This window comes from Usitatibacter rugosus (assembly GCF_013003965.1).
GTDB classification, from domain to species: Bacteria; Pseudomonadota; Gammaproteobacteria; order Burkholderiales; family Usitatibacteraceae; genus Usitatibacter; species Usitatibacter rugosus.
In genome coordinates this window covers 752,093-771,125 of the sequence record NZ_CP053069.1, presented here as the reverse complement: position 1 = coordinate 771,125, position 19,033 = coordinate 752,093, and the positions used below count along the sequence as shown (strand labels likewise).

The following is a 19,033-nucleotide window of genomic DNA, read 5'->3' as shown; positions in this document are numbered from 1 at the left end:
GCCGGGGCGAATAAGGTACGCTTGGAAGCCCCCGAACACAAATGTGCAAATTCACATGCCCGTCACGGTTTCCGCGCTGCGCATCTACCCCGTCAAGGGCCTCGGCGCGATCGAACTGACCGAAGCCGAGGTCACCCCACGCGGCCTGCGCCACGATCGCCGCTTCATGGTGGTCGATCCGGCCGGCGAATTCTTCACGCAACGCGACTTTCCGCGCATGGCCACCGTGTGGACGGAGATCGAGGGTGGCAAGCTGCGCCTCGCCGGGCCCGACGCCGGCGAAGTCGAGCTCCCGGTGGAACCCACCGACGGCGCGCCCCTGTCCGTACGGGTCTGGAACAGCAGCGGCGTGGCGGCTATCGCGCCCTCGCCCGAAGCCGACGCCTGGCTCAGCGGCTATCTCGACACGGCATGCCGCCTGGTCTACATGCCCGATGATTCGCGCCGCGCGACGAACCCGACCTATGGCGGCGAGCACATCGTGAGCTTCGCCGACGGCTACCCGTTCCTCTTCACCAACGAGGCGTCGCTGGAGGAGCTGAACGGCCGCCTCTCGCGCCCCGTGCCGATGAACCGTTTTCGCCCCAACCTGGTCGTAAAGGGCGTTCCCGCCTATGCCGAGGACGGGTGGAAGGAGGTCCGCGTGGGTGACGTTCGTTTCCGCATGGTGAAGCCCTGTGGCCGCTGCCAGGTCACGACCACCGACCAGACCACCGGCGAGGTCACCGGCCCCGAGCCGCTTTCCGTCCTCTCCGAATATCGGAACGACCCCACCTTCGGTTCGCTCTTCGGGATGAACGCCGTCGCGCTTTCGCACGGCACCGTCCGCGTCGACGACGCAGTGAGCTGACCATGCGTCGGCGCCTGTTGTTCCTCGCCTTCGCGGCGCTGCAAGCCGGCGCCGTTCTCGCGCAGTCCGACCCCTTCGCGGTTCCCTTGCCGCGCCCCGCGTCGCCAGGCGCCTACCAGTGGGGCATGGAGATGCTGCGCTTCGATCGCGCGTGGGCCATCACGCGCGGCCGCGCCCATGTCTCGCTCGCCGACCAGGGCTTCATCCGTCCGAACCCCGACCTCGGCTCGGGCCTCGAGGGCCCGCTGCGTCCGCACCTCTCGATGCCGATGAATCCCATCGAGCGCTACCACGGGCACATGACCCTGGGCGTGCTGGCCGCGCGCGGCAACAACGGCGCCGGCATCTCGGGCGCGTGCCCCAACTGCTCGGTGTCGATGCAAGACGCGGAGCGCTTCCGGCTCCAGTCGTTCTACGATGCCGTCGCCGTCGGCGCGGTGGCCATCAACTACAGCGCGGGCGCCGCCTCGCCCGATGTCGTGAATCCCTCGTGCGGGCGCGGCACCGTCCCCGCCGAGAATTGCCGCTGGATCGACGTGGCAGAGGAACGCGATGTCGTCTTCGTCACGATCGCGGGCAACAACTTCGCGAACCGCATCGGCCATCCCGCCAACGAGCCCACCGTGATCGGCGTGGCGGGGCTGCAGCCCGACGGGCAGTTCTGGACGCAGGGCTATCACAGCTCCAACCCCGGCTCCAACTACGGGCCGGAGGTCCGCCTGGTCGCGCCGTCGCGCGACGTGCTCACCACGCACCCGGTGGGCGCGGTGTACTTCGACTTCCCGCCGCAGCGCTGTGGCGACCGGTTCGACAGCACGTTGGGCGAGACCGCGTCGCTGCCCGCGTCGTATGCGGGCTTCGGGGACTGCACCGGCACGTCGTTCGCGGCGCCGCACATCACCGGGCTGGTCGGCCTGATGCGTTCGGCCAACCCGCTGCTCACGGCGGCGGAGACGCGCGCCATCATCAACGAGACGGCCACGCGGCCCGTCGCGGGCCCCGCAGGGTCGGGCCTCACGTTCTACATCCCCGATGCGGAAGCGGCCGTGCGGCGCGCCCTCGGGCCGGGCGTGAATCGCGTGACGCCGGTGTTCTCGCTGTTCGCTTCGGCGAGCGGGCATCATCTCTTCACGTCGTCGCCGCAGGCGGCCGTGTCGGCGCTCGCCGGCGAGCTGCGCATCGAGGGCCTCGCCGCCCGCGACACGTATGCGAGCTTCGGCGATCCGGTCGCGGGCTACCCGCAGTTCAAGGGTCGTGTCTGCTCGGCGCCGGGCGTGTGCACCAGCTTCAACGCACGCTCGGGGTTCTCGGTCTTCACGACGGAGCACAGCCCCACGGGCGCGCCGCTCGTGCCCCTCTATCGCATGTCGCAGTCGTGCACCGCGGGCGCAGGGTGCGCCACGACACGCGCCTTCGCGTATGCCACTTCGGACGCGGATGCGCGCGCCCTCCAGGCCCGCGGCTACGTGCTCGACATGATCGAGGGCTACGTCTATGCGCCCGGCAGCGCTCCGGCCGGGACGCGAGCCCTGTGCCTCGCCTTCGACGCGGCGCGCATCGACCACATCCTCTACACGGCCGCGCAATGCGACCGCACGCAGCTCCGCAACACCGGGGGCGAGTCGACGGGCGGTGCCTACGCAAACAACGTGCTGCTGGGCTTCGCGCCCGACGCAACGGCCGTGGAAGGCGCGGCGAACCAGACCGGCATGTGGTGGAACGCCGCGGAGTCGGGCTGGGGCATCAACTTCGCGCACCAGGGCGACGTGATCTTCGGGACGCTCTTCACCTACGACGCGGCGCGCAAGCCCCTCTGGCTCATCCTTTCCGAAGGACGCAAGCAACCCTCCGGCGCGTTCGTGGGCACGCTCTACCGCACGACCGGCTCGCGCTTCGACGCGAATCCCTTCCCGCCCATCACGCCGGGTAACGTGACGCCGGTCGGGCAGATGCGCATCACCTTCGCCGGCACGGGGGCGACGCTCGAATACGACGTGAACGGCGCGCCGGTGACGAAGGCGATCGAGAAGCAGGTGTTCGGCCTGCGTGCGGCGGACTGCACGGCAGCCACGGGATCGCGCGCCGCGCTCACCAACTACCAGGACATCTGGTGGAATGCTGGCGAGTCCGGCTGGGGCATCAACCTCACGCAGCAGGGCGACACGATGTTCGCGTCGCTCTTCACGTACGGGCTGGATGGGTCCGGGCTGTGGCTCGTCATGACCTCCGGGAAACGCCAGCCCGACGGCGCCTTCTCGGGCGACCTCTACCGCACCACGGGTCCCGCCTTCAACGCTCAGCCCTTCACGCCGATCGGAGCCGCGGACGTGACGCGTGTGGGCACGATGCGCCTCGCGTTCACGAACGGCGAAACGGGGACGCTCCAGTATTCGGTGGACGGGATCAGCGTCACCAAGGCGATCACGCGGCAGGTCTTCGGGACGCAGCTGCCCGCCTGCTCGGGCTAGGGCTAGGGCTCAGCACTGCAGCGGCGCGGCCACCTGCACGTGGCTGCGTGGCGTGAAGCGGATCGGCGGCAGGGGAAACGGCTTGCCGTCGAGCGACATCGCGGGGAAGCGCACCTCGATCTCGCCATCGCCCTCGATCGGGATGAACAGCCAGTGGTTGCGGTCGAACCCACCCGCGACCCGGCCGCCCTCCATCGCGCGCAGCGGCTCGGTGGGCAGCGTGGGATTGCTGGTCGTTCCCAGCACCACGCGGCGGCGTTCGCTGCCCGAGGCGCCTGTAAGCGTCGCCTCGTCCCCGTCGGGAACGATCACGTGGCCGGGCGGCACCTGCAATCGCAGCTCGACGAAGCGAAGGGACGGCGGGAAGCGCGCTACGCGGGCAAAGGCTTTCACCGGCCCGAGATCCATCTCGACCTGGTCCCGCATTCCCCAACAGCGATTCACGATCGTCGTGGCGCCCGGTGCCGAGGGCTCGAGGTAGTCGTGCGGCAGGAGCGGCACGCACGCGGCGAGGACGGCGGCGGCCGCGAAGGCCATCGGCTTCATCGCGAGCGGAACGCGCCGACCGCGAACGCCAGCCAGCCGGCGATGAAGCAGAGACCGCCGACGGGCGCCGTGGGCAGCGGCAAGCTGCCCGACATCGCGAGAGCCCAGAGCGAGCCGCAGAAGAGCACGATGCCCGCGAGGAACAGCGTGCCGGCCGCCGCGAGGAACCGCGACGCGATGTCGCGCGCGGCGAGACCCACGGCGACGACCGCGAGCCCGTGCACCAGGTGATAGAGCACCGCGATTTGCAGCAGCCGCACGGCTTCGGGATGCGCCGCGTTCTTCGCGGCATGGGCCCCGTAGGCGCCCGCCGCGACGCCCGCCGCCATGACGAGGGCGCCCGCGACGAGGAAGAAGCGGCTCACGCCTTGGCGGCGTGGGGCTTCAGCAGGAAGGCCGCCAGCGCCGGCAGGAGGAAGAGAGCGCCCAGCATGTTCAGGAAGAACATGAACGCGAGGAGGATGCCCATGTCGGCCTGGAACTTGAGGGCGGACATCACCCACGTGCCCACGCCCAGCGTCATCGTGACCGCCGTGAACACCATCGCGGTGCCGCGCTCGCGCAGCGCCTCGAAGAAGGCCTGGTTGAGCGGCTTGCCTTCCTCCAGGTGCACTTCGATGCGGTCGTAGAGGTAGATCGCGTAGTCCACGCCGACGCCCACGCCCAGCGCGATCACCGGCAGCGTGGAGACCTTGAGCCCGATGCCGAGCATCGGCATCAGCGCCTCGCAGAGGATGGAGACAAGCGCCAGCGGGATCAGGATGCACAGCGTCGCTCGCAGGCTGCGGAAGGTGACCATGCACATCACCAGCAGCGCCCCGAAGATCGCGAAGTTCATCTCCCAGCGCGCCTTGTCCACCGCCTCGTTCGTCGCGGCGGTCACACCCATGTTGCCCGTGGCGAGCTTGAACTCGAGCTTGTCGGAGCCGTACTGCTTGGCGAACGTCTTGGCCGACGAGACGAGGCGAGCCAGCGTCTCGCCCTGCTGGTCGGTCGTGTTCACGAGGAGCTGCATCGCGCTGCAATCGGTGTTGAGCAGGCCGGTGGACGTGTCGATCGGCGTGACCGACTGCGCCATCACCTGCGCATCGCGCGGGAGCTGGCGCCACTTGAGGTTGCCCTCGTTGAAGCCGGCGTTGACCATCTTCGCCATGCCCGGCAGCGAGATCACCGATTGGGTGCCGGGCACGTTCTGCATCGCCCAGTCGAAGCCCTCGATGGCGCTCATGATGTCGTACTGCGTGCAGGCGCCCTGCACGTTCTTGGTCTGCGCGACGACTCCCAGCGTATTCACGCCGATCGCGAACTTCTGGATCACCTTCGCGTTGTCGGTGTTGTAGCGCGAGTCGGGCCGCAGCTCGGGAACGCCGATGCCGTAGTCGCCCACCTTGAGGTCGCCCGCCTTCCACACGCCCACCACGCCGATCACCGCGGCGATGGCGACGATGACGGTGGCACGCTTGCGCAGCACGCAGCGCGAGGCCATGGTCCAGATGCGGTCGGCGCGGCTCTCCTGGTAGGCCTCCTGCGTGGCCACGCGCTTCGAGAGCGTGCTGAACGACAACATGATCGGCAGCAGCATCTTGTTGGTGATGATCATCCAGGCCACGCCCAGCGAGGCCGTCATGCCCAGCTCGCGCACGATGTCGATGGGGATCATCATGATCACGGCGAAGCCAAGCACGTTGGTGAGGAGTGCCAGCGTGCCGGGGATGAAGAGCTTGGCGAACGAGCGCTTGGCGGCCGTGAGGCTGTCCACGCCCGAGACCACCTCGCGCTCCCAGGTCTTGGTCATCTGCACCGCGTGCGACACGCCGATGGAGAAGATCAGGAACGGCACGAGGATGGAGAGCGGATCGATGCCGAAGCCCAGCAGCGGGAGCGTGCCCAGCAGCCACAGCACCGGCATCATCGCCACGACGAGCGCCACGGCGGTCAACTTCACGTCCTTCACGAACCAGAGCATCAGCGCCGCGGTGATCACGAACGCGACGCCGAAGAACATGATCACGCCGCGTGCCCCATCGCGAATGTCCCCGATCGCCTTGGCGAACCCGATGATGTGCACCGAGTGGCCACCGCCGGAATACTTGGCGCGCAGCTCCTCCAGCCTCGAGGCGACCTCGAAGTAGTTCAGCCGCTGGTTGGTTTGCGGATCGATCTCGAGCAGCGCCGCGCTCACCAGCGCCCCGCTGAAGTCCGAGGCGACGGTGCGGCCGATCTCGGTGGACTTGTTGACGTTGGCGCGGACGGTCTTCATGTCCTCGTCGGTGCCCTGGAACGTCGCCGGGATCACGTTGCCGCCGGCGAAGCCTTCCTCGATCACCTCGATGAAACGCGTGTTGGGCGTGAAGAGCGAGCGCACCGACGGGCGGTCCACGCCGTTCAGCAGGAAGACGTCGTCGGTGAGCGCCTTCAGCTTCTTCATGTACTCGCGGTTGAAGATGTCGCCGCCGTCCTGGAGGAGCGCGATCGCCACCCGGTTGGCGCTGCCGAAATCCTTCTGGTAGTCGCGGTACACCTGCATGTACGGGTGCGTGAGCGGCACCATCTTGTTGAAGCCCGCGTCGACCGTGAGCCGCGAGGCGGAAGCCGCGAAGAGCACGGTGAGGATCCCGAACACGATCAGCCACACCTTGCGGTGGTCGAAGATGATCGTGCTGGCCTTCTGGATGATGCCGGGGAGGTTCATGTCGGGTCCTAGCGCGGCGGCGACGGCAGGGCCACGTCGCGCGCACCGACCTCGCCCACCAGCAGCAGCGAGTTGGGCGCGCCAAGCAGCGCTTTGGAGAAGGCGCGGTTGCTGCCCGTGGGCAGCGGCACGAAGGAGTTGCCCTGGTCGCGCGAGACGAGCACCGTGCCCGCGGCCCCGGCGATGACGAGCGCACCGGCCGGCAGGCGCGATCCGCCCATCAGCGTGGCGACCGACGCGTTGTCGATCTGCTTCCAGGTCTTGCCGGCGTCGGCGGATCGGTAGATGCGACCGCGCAGGCCGAAGGCGACGACCGCGCCGTCATCGGTGGTGACGCCGCCGAAGAACGAGCCCTTGTACGGCGAGGGAAGCACGGTCCACGTCTTGCCCGCATCCGCGGAGACCAGCACCGTGCCGGCCTCGCCCAGGATCATCAGCTTGCCGTCGGAGAGCTTGAGGAGCGAGTTCAGGTGCTTGTCGTCGGCGATCACCTTCCGCCCGTTCCAGGACTTGCCGCCGTCAGTCGTCTCGTAGAACGCGCCGTAGGCTCCGATGGCGAAGCCGTTGGCGGCCGAGAGGAAGAGCACGTCCAGCAACGGACGCTGCTCGGAAGGCGCGGAGAACTGCTGCGTCCAGTTTTCGCCGCCGTCGGCGGTGGCGAGGATGACCGAGTCGTGCCCCACGGCCCAGCCGTGCTTCGCGTCGAAGAAATCCACCGAGGTGAGCAGCGGGGCCGCGGGGGCCTTGGCGCGCTTCCACGTGGTGCCGTTGTCGTCCGAGTAGACGACGTAGCCGCGATCGCCCACCGCGACCACCCGGTTGCCCACGCGCGTGGCGTCCGCGAGCAGCAGGCGCTCCATGGTGATCTTGCGCAGCTCGCCGGACTCGGGCGCCTGCGGGGCCGGCGCCTGGCCCCACGCGGGCCCGGCCAGGAGCAGCAGCGCGAGCAGCGTGCGCGCGGGATTCTTCAAGATCTCTCCCAAGGAAAAGGGGGCAATCCCGATTGGGACTGCCCCCGGATGGTACTACCGCTGTGCGAACGGCTTCAGCGAGTGCCGATCGCGCGCAGGCTGTTCGGGCTGTAGTCGGCCGGCGAGCGCTTGATGGGCTCGTAGATCTTCGTTTCCTCGCTGCGCAGGCCCATCGCGATGTAGCGGCCCGACTGCAGGTCGTTGTGGATCTCCAGCGTGCCGAAGAGCGTGGGGATGTCGTACCAGATCTCGCTGTGCTGCTCGGCGTAGCGCCACAGGTCGCCGCGGCCGTCGTACTTGTCGACGGCGGAGATCTGCCAGGAATCCTCGTCCAGGTAGAAGACGCGCTTGGAGTAGATGTGGCTCGTGCCGGGCTTCAGCGTCGCTTCCACGACCCACACGCGGTGCAGCTCATAGCGGGCGAGGTCCTGGTTCACGTGGCCGGGCTTGAGGATGTCCGTGTACTTCAGCTTCGGGTCGGACAGCGCGTAGGAGTTGTACGGGATGTACATCTCCTTCTTGCCCACGAGCTTCCAGTTGTAGCGGTCGGTGGCTCCGTTGTACATGCCGAAGTCGTCGTTGGTGCGCAGGCCGTCGGCAGCCGTGCCGGGGTTGTCGTACGCGACGTTCGGCGCGAGGCGCACGCGCCGCTGGCCGGGGTTGTACGTCCAGGCCGAACGCGGGTCCTTCGACTGGTCCACCGTCTCGTGCACGAGCAGGATCTGCCCGGCCAGGCGCGGCGGCGCGGTCGTGTTCTGGACGTAGTTCAGGACCTTGTTGTTCTCGCGCTGCGCGGAGGCCTTCTGCAGGTTGCCGTACGAGTAGTCGTATTCGTACTCGAACTTCACGAGCGCGTAGTCACCCGTGCGCGTGACGGCCGCTTGCGACCAGTTCATCGCGAACGTGTCGCCGCGATAGCGCAGCAGCGCGTTCCAGATCGCCTCGTTGCCGTCCTTCGGGATCGGGAACGGCGTGCCGCCGTTGCAGTTGGCCACACCGTTGCCGCCGGCGGCGAGCTTCGCCTTGGCCGCGCAATCCTTCGTCTCCTTGTACACGCCCTCCGGATTGGAAGCGGTGCGGCGCGTCTGGTAGACGACCATCTTGTAGTCCGGGTACTTCTTCAGCATCGCCATCGCGCCGGCGGTGAGCTGGTCCTTGTACTTGTCGGCGTCCTTGCCGGTGATCGTGAAGAGCGGCTTGTCGGTCGGGAACGGGTTCACGTACTGCTTGCCGGGGACAAAGCCCGCGATCGGCTTGGTGATGCCGCCGTCCCATGCGGGGATGGTGCCCGCGGCGTTGCCGGCTTTCTCGCCGCCCAGGGGCGTGAGGGTGGTGCCGAGCTTGGCGAGATCCGCGGCAGACAGCTCCGCGGCCGCGGGGAACGCGATGGCGCAGCCGGCGGTGAGCAGGAGCGCGGCCTTCCTCGAGGTGAAGTTCATGTCATATCTCCTAGAAAGAGTAGCTCACGCTGAACGAGTAGAAATCCCGGTCGCGCAGCGGGTTCGCATCGGAGCACCACGACGCGGGCTGGCCCGGCGTCACGGCGCTGCCCGGAGGCGGCGTGTCGGTACCGCAGAAGATGCGTCCGCCGAAGAAGGACGTCGTCTGGAAATCGACCTGCCACTTGCGCTGGTAATCCCAGCCCAGGCCCACCGATACGGACTTGGTGTTCTTGTTGAAGTTCGGGCTCACGCCATTCACGTCGTGCGTGAACGCGAGGCGCGGGGACAGCGTGCCGCCGAAGAGGGCGTTGCCGTAGTCCATGCGCGCCGCGAGGCGGTAGCCCCATGAGAACTGCGTGAGGTACGCGGCCGGATCCTGCACCGAGAACGCGCTTGCCACGACCGCGCCGAACGCGGTGGCCGGCAGATACGCCGCGGGACCGGCGAACTTCTGGTCGGTCGGAAGGTTGTGGAAGTAGTTCGCACCGACTTCGCCCACGACGACCAGCGTGTCCGCCTGCAGGAAGCCCGGGAACGACTTCGTGCCCGTCATCTGGAACTGGCTCGCCTTCAGGCGCTGGTAGCCCTGGAGCACCGTGCCATCCGGCACGAGCGCCGCCGCGGTGGCGCCGGTGGGCGCGCCCGGGATCTGCGTGTAGCCGGTGATGAGGTTCGGCAGGCCGAGCGAGGCGAGGATGAGCTCCGCCGTGGCGTACTGCACCGGCAGGTTGGAGCGGTACGAATACTCCCCCTGCAGCGCGATGCCCGCCGGGCCGGCGGTGTTGAAGCTGATGCCGGTGAGGTGGATGTCCTCGGGATAGTCGGTGTAGTAGTTCGCGGTGCCCGTGGTGCAGAGAGCGCGCAGCGCGGGCGTGGCGCAGATCGGCGCGATCAGCGGCCCGCCGGTGAGGACGGACGTGGGCGTGCCTTTCGTCGCGGAGAAGTACGGCGTGCGGCTGTGGTAGTTCATGTAGTACAGGCCGAACTCCGTGTTGTTCAGGTCCTTCGCGAGGTAGTGGAAGGCAACGCCGTACTGGCCGTCGTCGCTCGCGTTCTTGTCGGCTGCGCGCGGGGCCCAGAGCGATGCGGCGGGGTTGAACGGGCCGTACAGGGCCGCGGCGGGAGCCGAAAGGCCCGGGATGCCCGGAGGCACCGGGTTGCCCACCGGGAAGTGCTCGTCCTGGCGGCGGCCGAACGACAGGATCACGCGCGTGGCGTCATCCGAAGCGGCGTCGTTGGTGGAGAAGTAGGAGCCTTTCGGATCCAGCTTCACCTTGTCCCAGTTGGTGAGGTAGAAGCCCTCGACCGACAAGGCGTTGGTGAGCTCCATGTTGGCCCAGATGCCCGCGGTGGGGATCAATGCTTCCTTGATCTCCGAGCCCGGCACGCGCAGCTTCGAGATATCCACCGGGTTGATCACGTTGATGCCGCCGGGGATGAAGGTGCTCTCGCCCCAGCTGATCACCTGGCGGCCGACGCGGACGACGAGCTTCTTGTCCATCGGCTCGAACGTGCCGGAGACGAAGCCGTCGAGGCCGACGAGGTCCTTGCCCAGGCGCTCGCGGCCGGTGGGGCCGAGCTTGTTGCTGTCGTGCAGCTCGAAGTCGTACAGGCCGTAGCCGCGGCCGAAGAAGCCCCAGCGGCCGTACTTGAGCTCGAGGTCCACGGTCGCCTTCACGGCGTTCGAGAACGGCTTGCTGCTTTCCCAGTTGATGTCGCCGTCGTCCTCGTTCACGGAGCGCGAGGTGCCGCCGTTGGCGATGCCGATCAGCTCCTTCGAGCGCGTGTTGGCGCGGAACGCGGCACCGTACGACAGCGTCGTGTCGATGCTGCCGGTGAGGCCGTTTTCCATCTTGAACTGGTAGGCCGCGGCAGGACCGGCCGTCGCGAGCGCGAGGGCGAGCACGAGCGGCTTCACGCGCATAAGGCGGGATGGCATGGGACGTTTCTCCTTAGATCGTTATGTGAGCCCGTGTGGCCCGGGCGATTTCTGGGGCTATTGTCTTGAAACGGTCGCGAAAACACAATCGAAAACCGATGCGGCGCTGCCGCAAATTCGCGTTGCGGAACGCTTAATGCATTGCCTCGAAGAGCCCGGCGGCGCCCATTCCGGTGCCGATGCACATCGTCACCATCCCGTAGCGCGACTTCGCCCGGCGCATGCCGTGCACGAGGGTCGCTGTGCGAACGGCTCCGGTGGCACCGAGGGGGTGTCCCAGGGCGATCGCTCCGCCCTGCGGATTGACCTTCGCGGGATCGAGGCCGAGGTCCTTGATCACCGCCAGGGCCTGCGCGGCGAACGCTTCGTTGAGCTCGATCCAGTCGAGATCGTCCTTCTTGATTCCGCATTGCGAAAGGACCTTGGGGATCGCCTTGATCGGGCCGATGCCCATGATCTCCGGCGGCACGCCGGCCACCGCGAAGCCCGCGAAGCGCGATAGCGGTACCAGCCCGTATTTCTTCATCGCGCGCTCGCTCATGAGGATCACCGCCGCGGCGCCATCGGACATCTGCGAGCTGTTGCCCGCCGTCACCGAACCGCGCGCGGCGAAGACCGTCTTCAGCTTCGCCAGGCCCTCGAGCGTCGAATCGGGGCGCGGACCCTCGTCGGTGTCGGCGGTGCGCTTGCGGTGGACGACCTGCCCACGCTCGAGGTCCGGCGACGCGGTATCGATCTCGTAGGGCAGGATCTCGTCGCGAAAGCTTCCCGCCGCGATCGCCGCGGCCGCCTTCTGGTGGCTCGCGAGCGCGAAGGCATCCTGCTCCTCGCGCGTCACCTTCCACTGCTTCGCGACGTTCTCGGCCGTGATGCCCATGCCGTAGGCGATGGCGACGTTCTCGTTCTTCGCGAACACCGCGTCGTTCAGCGCGATCTTGTTGCCCATCATCGGCACCATCGACATGGACTCGGTGCCCGCGGCGATCACGATGTCGTCATCGCCCGTGCGGATGCGGTCCGCGGCGAGCGCGACCGCTTGGACTCCCGAGGAGCAGAAGCGGTTGATCGTCATGGCGGGCACGCTGTCGGGCAGCCCCGCCAGCAGCACGCCGATGCGCGCGACGTTCATGCCCTGCTCCGCCTCGGGCATCGCGCAGCCCACGATCACGTCGCCGATCTCGTGCGGGTCCAGCCCCGGCACCTTGGCCATCACGCCCTTCAGCACGTGGGCGAGGAGGTCGTCGGGACGGACGTTGCGGAACATGCCGCGCGGGGCCTTGCCGACGGGCGAGCGCACGGCGGCGACGATGTAGGCATCCTGGATTTGCTTGCTCATGCGTTTCTCCTATTGCGGGACCGGCTCGAAGAGCGACTGCGTGGTTTTCGCGGGACCGACGTGGACGGGAAATTCCTCGAGGCTCACCGTGTCGCCGCTCGGACGGACGGACACCTGCCACTCGGTGGCGGTGCCCACCCGGTCGATGCGGGCGGGAATCTCGAACTGGAACGGCAGGCGCGAGCCGCCGCGGGGATCGGAAGCGAGCGGCACCTTGCGAGTGGTGGACCATCGCGGCAGCGGCGTCGCGTTGTCCTTCGTGGCTCCGCGATCGAGGGCCACGAGCATCACCTCGAAGAGCTCTCCGAGGGCGCCCGGCTTCGCGAACGTGACGGCGCCCGCCATCTTTCCGCCCATGTGCGGATCGCGCGGCTCGAGGCTGAGCGAAGACTTGCCGCGGCGAAGCATCCCCAGCGAGTGGCGGATGACGAGGGCGAGCAGCAGCACGCCCACGAGCGGGAAGAGCAGGACGATCAGCGAGAGCCACTCGCCGCGCTCCATCGCCTGGTAGAGCACGATCGCCGCGATCGGCCACGTAAGCAGGTTCCAGAGGATCGCGAACACCCAGAAAGCTTTCGCACCCGATTGCTGAGCGCCGGCGATGCGCTCCGGATTGCCGGTGGGTGGCGTTTCGTCCGCATCGGGCTTGGCGCCGGCGTCGGACATCGCGGCACGGTTGCGATTCGCGACGTAAGCCTCCATCGAACCCTTGCGTTTCCGTGCCGCTTTTCCGCCGCCGAACCAGACCGCGACCATGGCGACGAACGCGCCCAGCCCCACTGCGCCGAACAGCACGGCGAAGACGCCCATGAACAGCAGCATTCCCCAGCGGATGCCGCGATCGACCACCGCTTCCGCGGGATCGTCGGGGTTCACGTAGACGGGAATGGTGCGGCCGCTGTCGCGCGCGTCGATCAAATGGGATGCCATCTCCTCCTGCCAACTGCCGACGTTGTCGGAGCCGCCGAGGATCATGAAACCGAGCTGATCGCCCTGGTAATCGCGGTTGCCGAAGCGGTAGCGGTAGCGCCCCTCGGCCTTGTACGTGGTGGAATTCTTGCTGCGGCTCGAGGTGAGCGCTGCTTGTTCCACCTTCGCCTGCACCACCACCCAGTCGCCGGCGCGGTAGCTTCGCTTCACCATGTCCCAGATGCCGTAGCTCGCGAAGGCGCCTACTCCGCCGAACGGGACGGCGAAGAAGAGGGCGAACAGGGAGCCTCCGAGCTTGGCGCCCATGGCACTAGTTGCGAAGCGGCTTTCCGGTTTTCAGCATGTGCTCGATGCGCTGCTGCGTCTTTTCGGTGCCGCCCAGCTCGACGAAGTGCCGGCGCTCGAGGTCGAGGAGCCACTTCTCGTCCACGAGGCTGCCGGGCTCGATGGGCCCGCCGGTGAGGATCTCGGCGATGCGCGACGAGATGTCGTAGTCGTGATCGGAGATGAAGCCGCCCTCCTTCATGTTCACGAGCAGCATCTTGAGCGTCGCGGCGCCCGTGTCGCCCAGCACCGCGACCTGCGCGGGAGCGAGCGGCGGGCGCACGCCGGAGGCGGCCATCGCGCGCGCTTCGGCCTTGGCGACATGGAGCAGCTCCGCCGGATGGAAGACCACGACGTCGGAAGGCTTGAGGAAGCCCATCTCGCGCGCGTTCTCCGCGCTCTTCGAGACTTCCGCCATCGCCACCATCTTGAAGACGCGCTGGATCTCGGCCGTCGCGTCGCCGCCCTTGGCCCACGCCTGCGCGCGTCCGGCGAATTCCTTGAGTCCCCCGCCGGCGGGCAACAGGCCCACGCCGACCTCGACCAGGCCCACGTAGCTCTCGAGCGCCGCGACGACGCGCTGCGAATGCATCACGAATTCCGCGCCGCCGCCCAGGGCCATGCCTTCGACCGCGGCAACCGTCGGCACGAGCGAGTACTTGAGACGCTGCGAAGTCTGCTGGAAAAGCGCGACCATCTTCTCGAAGTCTTCGAGCTTGCCGGCCTTCAACGCCTCGAGCGCCGACTTGAGGTTGGCGCCCACCGCGAACGGTGCTTCATGCCAGATCACGAGCGCGTCGAAGTTCTTCTCGGCCTCGTCGATGGCGCGGTTCAATCCCTTCAGCACCTCCTCGCCGAGCGAATGCATCTTGCTCTTGAAGGACACGATGGCGATGCGATCGCCCTGGTGCCACATGCGAACGCCGTCGTCCTCGAACACCGTGGTGCCGCGATCGGCCTGCTTCTCGCCGAGGACCGTCTCGGGAAAGAGCTGGCGCGCGTAGACCGGAAGCGCCGGGCGCGGCACGAGCTTGCCCGTCTCCGCCGAGTACGAGCCTTCGGGCGTGTGCACGCCGTCGCGCTCGGACACCCACTTCGGCAGCGCCACGCTCGCCATCGCCTTGCCCGCGGCGATGTCTTCCGTGATCCACTCCGCCACGCGCTTCCAGCCCGCGGCCTGCCACAGCTCGAACGGCCCGCGCGACCAGCCGAAGCCCCAGCGGATCGCGAGGTCCACGTCGCGGGCCGAGCCGGCGATCTCCGCCAGGTGCACCGCGGAATAGTGGAAGAGGTCGCGGAAGATGGCCCACAGGAACTGCGCCTGCGGGTTCGACGAGGCGCGCAGCTTCGCGAGCTGGTCGCCGGGATTCTTGTCCTTGAGGATGGCCTGCACTTCCTCGGCCATCGTGCCCGCGGAGGCGCGGTAGTCCTTCTTGCCCACGTCGAGGACGAGGATGTCCTTGCCCTTCTTCGTGTAGACGCCGGCCTTGGTCTTCTGGCCCAGCGCGCCCTTGGCGATCAGTTGCGCGAGCCATTCCGGCGCGCGGTAGAACGCGGCCCAAGGATCGGCGGGCAGCGTATCGCCCATCGTCTTCACGACGTGGGCCATCGTGTCCAGGCCCACGACGTCGGCCGTGCGATACGTGGCACTCTTCGCGCGCCCGATCGCGGGGCCGGTGAGCGCATCGACCTCGTCGAAGCCGAGGTTCAGGCGCTGCGTGTGGTGCATCGCGGCCAGCATCGAGAACACGCCGACGCGGTTGGCGATGAAGTTGGGCGTGTCCTTCGCGCGGATCACGCCCTTGCCGAGCGTGGTGGTGAGGAAGGTTTCGAGCTGGTCCAGGATCGCGGGATCCGTATCCGGCGTGGGCACCAGCTCCACCAGCCGCATGTAGCGCGGCGGGTTGAAGAAGTGGATGCCGCAGAAACGCTTGCGGAGCGCCGCCGGCAGCGTCTTCGACATCTCCGTGATCGACAGGCCCGAGGTGTTGGACGCGAAGATCGCCCCCGGCGCGATGTGCGGCGCGACCTTCTCGAAGAGCGCCTTCTTCCAGTCCATGCGCTCGCTGATCGCCTCGATCACGAGGTCGCATTCGGCGAGGAGGCCGAGGTGCTCGTCGTAGTTGGCGGGGATGATCTGCGCGAGCGCGGCCTTCGTCGCGAGCGGGCTCGGCTCCAGCTTGGCGAGGCCGTCGATCGCCTTCTTCACGTTGGCGTTCTTGTCCTTCCCCTCGGCGGCGAGCTCGAACAGGATGGGCTGCACGTTGGCGTTGGCGAGGTGGGCGGCGATCTGGGCGCCCATCACGCCGGCGCCGAGCACGGCGGCCTTGCGGACGAGGTAGCGCTGGCCGACCGCGGCGTTCACGGTGGTTCCTTCAGGCATTGATCTCTCCTGCGCCCGGGAGCGGCCGGGGCTTGCGGTTCTCGTCGATGGCCACGTAGGTGAGTTGGGCCTCGGTGACCTGCACGACTTCCGTGCCGGCCCCGCGTCCGCGCTGGGCGAACACTTCGACGTCGATGGTGATGGAAGTGCGCCCGGTCTTGCAGACGCGGGCGTAGAAGCTCACGAGGTCGCCCACGAACACGGGCTCGCGGAACGTGAAGGAATTGACGGCCACGGTGACCACCGGGCCGGCGGCACGCTTCACCGCCGGGACGCTGCCCGCGAGGTCGACGTGCGACATGACCCATCCCCCGAAGATCGTGCCGTTGGCGTTGGTGTCCGCCGGCATGGGGATGATGCGAAGCATCGGCTGTTCGCCTTCGGGAAGCTGCGTGGCCATGGGTCCCTGGGGGAATTGAAACGAGCGATTCAAACGAGCGTTTGAAGTGTACCCGAACTCGAAATCGGGCGTCGACCCTGGAGAGCCGCTAACGGAGTTGCCGGTCGATGGCCTGGCGCAGTTGTGCGAAGGCCGCCAGGTATTCGGGATGACCCTGCGCGCTGTAGGCAACCTTCAACGCATCCAGGACCGCCATCTCCATCGGAAACCTCGCGATCGGCGAGGTGGACCACGGCAACGAGAGCGGGTTGCGCGCCCGGGCGTTCCAGCGCCCCTTGACGGAGAGCATCAGCGAGGCGACGCGCTCGATGACGAAGACTTTGGTCGGCACACCCCCCTCGTCGTGGCGGGTCGCCTCGTTCAGCCGCCGGGCGAGGTCGCTCGTGCCCTCCTCCGCAATGCGGAAGATCCGCTCGCACCGCTCGAGCCACTCCCGCCAGAACGCGCCCTTCGCGACGAAGTAGTTGCAGAAGACCGTGTTCGACGAATCCATCACCAGCGAATCGAAATCGACCGTGGGCTCGGCGAGCCGCGCGCACTCCTTGAAGGTGTCCATCGTGCCGGGATGCTGCCAGTTGCCTTGATCGAAGATGTTCCTCGGGTAGGCCATCTGGTCGAAGAACGGCGAGAAGAGGAGGACGTCGGCATCGCCGTGCTGCTCGACGAAGTTCCGGACAGCGGCCGCATCGAGTCCCGTCTTGTCGGCGAACTTGGGCGAGAAGAAGCCATAGAACGCGGCGTCCTCGATCGCGTTGCCGAGCAGGAAATTCCGGATCGGCCAGTACTCCCGCCAGTCCGGCCTGGGGTTCGCGAGGTTGTCGAGCCCCTCGAACCCCTTGTCCCCCGAAGCGCGCGTCCCTTCCGAGTAGTAGATCTGGAAGATCCGGACGCCGCTCACGCGTCGGCGACTTTCAGCACGAGCTTCCCGAAGTTCTCGCCGCGGAACAGCATCAGCAGTCGCTCCGGGAAATCGTCGAGGCCGGACACGACGTCCTCGCGGCTCTTCAACTTGCCTTGCGCCATCCAGCCGGCCATCTCCTTCGCCGCTTCCGCATACCGGTCGGCGTAGTCGAAGACGACCATGCCTTCCATCCGCGCGCGGTTCACGAGCAGCGAGAGGTAGTTCGCCGGGCCCTTCATCGGCCCCGCGTTGTTGTACTGCGAGATCGCGCCGCACACGACGATGCGCGCGTGGCGGGCGAGGTTCGCGAGCGCCGCCTCGAGGATGTCGCCGCCGACGTTGTCGAAGTAGACGTCGATGCCCTTGGGGCAATGCGTGCGCAGCGCCTTCTTCACGTCCTCGGACTTGTAGTCGATGCACGCGTCGAAGGCGAGCTCCTCCTTCACGTACTTGCACTTGTCCGCGCCGCCGGCGATGCCGATCACGGTGCAGCCCTTGATCTTCGCGATCTGGCCGACCACCTGGCCGACCGCACCGGCCGCGCCCGAGACCACGACCGTCTCGCCGCTCTTCGCCTGGCCCACTTCCAGCAGGCCGAAGTACGCCGTCATGCCGGGCATGCCCAGCGTGGAGAGGAAGACCGGCAGCGGCGCCATGCGCGGATCCACGCGCGTGAGCGTCTTCTCGTGCACCACGGCCACTTGCTGGACGCCGAGCGTGCCGACGACGTGGTCGCCGGGCTTGAACTTCGTGCTCTTCGAAGCGGTGACCACACCCACGCCGCCGGCGCGCATCACCTCGTCGATCTCCACCGGGCGGATGTACGACTTGCCCTCGTTCATCCAGCCGCGCATCGCGGGGTCGAGCGAGAGGAGCAGCACCTTCACCACGACCTCGCCCTCGCCGGGCTCCTTCGCGGGCTCGGTGACGACGTTCCAGTCGGTGCGCTTGGGCATGCCGACCGGGCGGGCGGCGAGGCGGAACTGCTTGTTGGTCTCGGTCACAGGTTCTCTCCCGCCGTCTTCGAGGGCGTGGGGTTGGTGGGCTCGCGCTGCTGGAGGACGTCCTGCATGCGGACCTCGATCGCATCGCGCGTGTGCGGATGCGTGAAGATGTAGAAGCGGTTGTCCTTCACGGCCGCGAGCGTCATCGCGGCCACCTCGGCCGCGCTGATCTTGCCCTTCTCGACGGCCTTCTTGGCCCACGCCGCGTAGGGTGCAGCGAGCGGGTTGGTCTCGGCGAGCTCCGCCGGGCGGCTGCGCTGCGAATCCGCGATGCCCGTCGGCACGAACGCCGGACACAGCACCGAGACGCCGATCGCCGACTTCGCCTGCCGCAGCTCGTGGTGCAGGCATTCGGACATCGTGACCACGCCGTGCTTGCTCACGCAGTAGACGGAGGAGCCGGGAACGGAGAGCGTGCCCGCCGCCGAGGCCGTGCTCACCACGTGCGCCTCGCCGCCCTGCTTCAGCATGCGTGGAACGAAGGCGTGGATGCCGTGCACGACACCCATGAGGTTGATGCCCATCACCCACTCCCAATCCTGGAGGGTGGTGGTCCAGGTCGGCCCCGCGACTGAGACGCCCGCGTTGTTGAAGAGCAAGTGCGCGGCGCCGTGCGCTTCGTACACGCGCTCGGCGAGCGACTCGACGTCCTCCGCCTTCGCGACGTTGCAGCGCACCGCCATGGTCTCCGCGTTCGTGAGGCGTGCGGTTTCCACCATGCCGGGCTCGTCGATGTCCGCGAGCACCACTTTCATGCCTTCTGCCGCGCACGCCAGCGCCAGCTCGCGGCCGATGCCGCTGCCGCCGCCCGTGACGACGGCGACCTTCCCTGCGAGTTGCTTCATGG

General features: G+C 67.7%; 15 protein-coding genes. 2 read left to right on the top strand and 13 right to left on the bottom strand.

Annotated elements, in window-relative coordinates; genetic code table 11:
- Nucleotides 1-55: 55 nt before the first annotated feature.
- Together DSM104443_RS03975 and DSM104443_RS03970 are read left to right on the top strand one after the other, a co-directional pair.
- Nucleotides 56-850 carry an MOSC domain-containing protein gene (locus tag DSM104443_RS03975; RefSeq protein ID WP_171089668.1) on the top strand — a complete coding sequence of 265 codons (795 nt, stop codon included), beginning with the start codon at nt 56-58 and terminating at the stop codon, nt 848-850.
- A gap of 2 nt (nt 851-852) precedes the next feature.
- Nucleotides 853-3,318: a S8 family peptidase gene (locus tag DSM104443_RS03970; protein ID WP_171089666.1), complete on the top strand. Its 2,466-nt coding sequence runs from the start codon at nt 853-855 to the stop codon at nt 3,316-3,318.
- A gap of 9 nt (nt 3,319-3,327) precedes the next feature.
- Here DSM104443_RS03970 and DSM104443_RS03965 read toward each other — a convergent pair whose 3' ends face one another.
- From DSM104443_RS03965 to DSM104443_RS03905, 13 genes are all read right to left on the bottom strand, one after another.
- Nucleotides 3,328-3,864, bottom strand: coding sequence for a hypothetical protein (locus DSM104443_RS03965; RefSeq protein WP_171089664.1), 537 nt, complete (start codon nt 3,862-3,864; stop codon nt 3,328-3,330).
- The gene (locus tag DSM104443_RS03960) at nt 3,861-4,229 is read right to left on the bottom strand and encodes a DUF423 domain-containing protein (protein WP_212756927.1); all 369 of its coding nucleotides are present in this window, start codon (nt 4,227-4,229) and stop codon (nt 3,861-3,863) included. The genes DSM104443_RS03965 and DSM104443_RS03960 overlap by 4 nt, the downstream gene beginning before the upstream one ends.
- Nucleotides 4,226-6,556, bottom strand: coding sequence for an efflux RND transporter permease subunit (locus DSM104443_RS03955; protein ID WP_171089662.1), 2,331 nt, complete (start codon nt 6,554-6,556; stop codon nt 4,226-4,228). Before DSM104443_RS03955 ends, DSM104443_RS03960 begins: the two co-directional genes overlap by 4 nt.
- A gap of 8 nt (nt 6,557-6,564) precedes the next feature.
- Nucleotides 6,565-7,527 carry a WD40/YVTN/BNR-like repeat-containing protein gene (locus DSM104443_RS03950; RefSeq protein WP_171089660.1) on the bottom strand — a complete coding sequence of 321 codons (963 nt, stop codon included), beginning with the start codon at nt 7,525-7,527 and terminating at the stop codon, nt 6,565-6,567.
- Nucleotides 7,528-7,601: 74 nt separating this feature from the next.
- Entirely contained in the window at nt 7,602-8,966 is a 1,365-nt protein-coding gene (locus DSM104443_RS03945) for a DUF1329 domain-containing protein (RefSeq protein WP_171089658.1), read from the bottom strand.
- A 10-nt stretch (nt 8,967-8,976) separates the two neighbouring features.
- On the bottom strand, nt 8,977-10,908 hold the full coding sequence (locus tag DSM104443_RS03940) for a DUF1302 domain-containing protein (RefSeq protein WP_171089657.1): 1,932 nt from the start codon (nt 10,906-10,908) through the stop codon (nt 8,977-8,979).
- 133 nt (nt 10,909-11,041) lie between these two features.
- Nucleotides 11,042-12,244 (bottom strand): acetyl-CoA C-acyltransferase, encoded by a 1,203-nt coding sequence (locus DSM104443_RS03935; protein ID WP_171089654.1) that lies wholly within the window; start codon nt 12,242-12,244, stop codon nt 11,042-11,044.
- Between the two features lie 9 nt (nt 12,245-12,253).
- The gene (locus DSM104443_RS03930; protein WP_171089652.1) at nt 12,254-13,480 is read right to left on the bottom strand and encodes a DUF3592 domain-containing protein; all 1,227 of its coding nucleotides are present in this window, start codon (nt 13,478-13,480) and stop codon (nt 12,254-12,256) included.
- A 4-nt stretch (nt 13,481-13,484) separates the two neighbouring features.
- Nucleotides 13,485-15,881: a 3-hydroxyacyl-CoA dehydrogenase/enoyl-CoA hydratase family protein gene (locus DSM104443_RS03925; RefSeq protein WP_171089650.1), complete on the bottom strand. Its 2,397-nt coding sequence runs from the start codon at nt 15,879-15,881 to the stop codon at nt 13,485-13,487.
- Entirely contained in the window at nt 15,874-16,281 is a 408-nt protein-coding gene (locus DSM104443_RS03920; RefSeq protein ID WP_171089648.1) for an acyl-CoA thioesterase, read from the bottom strand. Before DSM104443_RS03920 ends, DSM104443_RS03925 begins: the two co-directional genes overlap by 8 nt.
- Before the next feature lie 88 nt (nt 16,282-16,369).
- On the bottom strand, nt 16,370-17,179 hold the full coding sequence (locus DSM104443_RS03915; protein WP_171089646.1) for a hypothetical protein: 810 nt from the start codon (nt 17,177-17,179) through the stop codon (nt 16,370-16,372).
- Nucleotides 17,176-18,186, bottom strand: coding sequence for an NADP-dependent oxidoreductase (locus tag DSM104443_RS03910; protein WP_171089644.1), 1,011 nt, complete (start codon nt 18,184-18,186; stop codon nt 17,176-17,178). The genes DSM104443_RS03915 and DSM104443_RS03910 overlap by 4 nt, the downstream gene beginning before the upstream one ends.
- Complete coding sequence (locus DSM104443_RS03905; RefSeq protein ID WP_171089642.1) at nt 18,183-19,031, bottom strand: SDR family NAD(P)-dependent oxidoreductase; 849 nt, start codon at nt 19,029-19,031, stop codon at nt 18,183-18,185. The genes DSM104443_RS03910 and DSM104443_RS03905 overlap by 4 nt, the downstream gene beginning before the upstream one ends.
- Nucleotides 19,032-19,033 lie beyond the last annotated feature (2 nt).

What these genes read in the sequence shown, in the direction of transcription:
- DSM104443_RS03970 (WP_171089666.1), top strand. Translation starts at nt 853, where the DNA reads ATGCGTCGGCGCCTGTTGTTCCTCGCCTTCGCGGCGCTGCAAGCCGGC.
- DSM104443_RS03920 (WP_171089648.1), bottom strand. Translation starts at nt 16,281, where the DNA reads ATGGCCACGCAGCTTCCCGAAGGCGAACAGCCGATGCTTCGCATCATC.
- DSM104443_RS03940 (WP_171089657.1), bottom strand. Translation starts at nt 10,908, where the DNA reads ATGCCATCCCGCCTTATGCGCGTGAAGCCGCTCGTGCTCGCCCTCGCG.
- DSM104443_RS03935 (WP_171089654.1), bottom strand. Translation starts at nt 12,244, where the DNA reads ATGAGCAAGCAAATCCAGGATGCCTACATCGTCGCCGCCGTGCGCTCG.
- DSM104443_RS03965 (WP_171089664.1), bottom strand. Translation starts at nt 3,864, where the DNA reads ATGAAGCCGATGGCCTTCGCGGCCGCCGCCGTCCTCGCCGCGTGCGTG.
- DSM104443_RS03925 (WP_171089650.1), bottom strand. Translation starts at nt 15,881, where the DNA reads ATGCCTGAAGGAACCACCGTGAACGCCGCGGTCGGCCAGCGCTACCTC.
- DSM104443_RS03945 (WP_171089658.1), bottom strand. Translation starts at nt 8,966, where the DNA reads ATGAACTTCACCTCGAGGAAGGCCGCGCTCCTGCTCACCGCCGGCTGC.
- DSM104443_RS03955 (WP_171089662.1), bottom strand. Translation starts at nt 6,556, where the DNA reads ATGAACCTCCCCGGCATCATCCAGAAGGCCAGCACGATCATCTTCGAC.
- DSM104443_RS03975 (WP_171089668.1), top strand. Translation starts at nt 56, where the DNA reads ATGCCCGTCACGGTTTCCGCGCTGCGCATCTACCCCGTCAAGGGCCTC.
- DSM104443_RS03905 (WP_171089642.1), bottom strand. Translation starts at nt 19,031, where the DNA reads ATGAAGCAACTCGCAGGGAAGGTCGCCGTCGTCACGGGCGGCGGCAGC.
- DSM104443_RS03930 (WP_171089652.1), bottom strand. Translation starts at nt 13,480, where the DNA reads ATGGGCGCCAAGCTCGGAGGCTCCCTGTTCGCCCTCTTCTTCGCCGTC.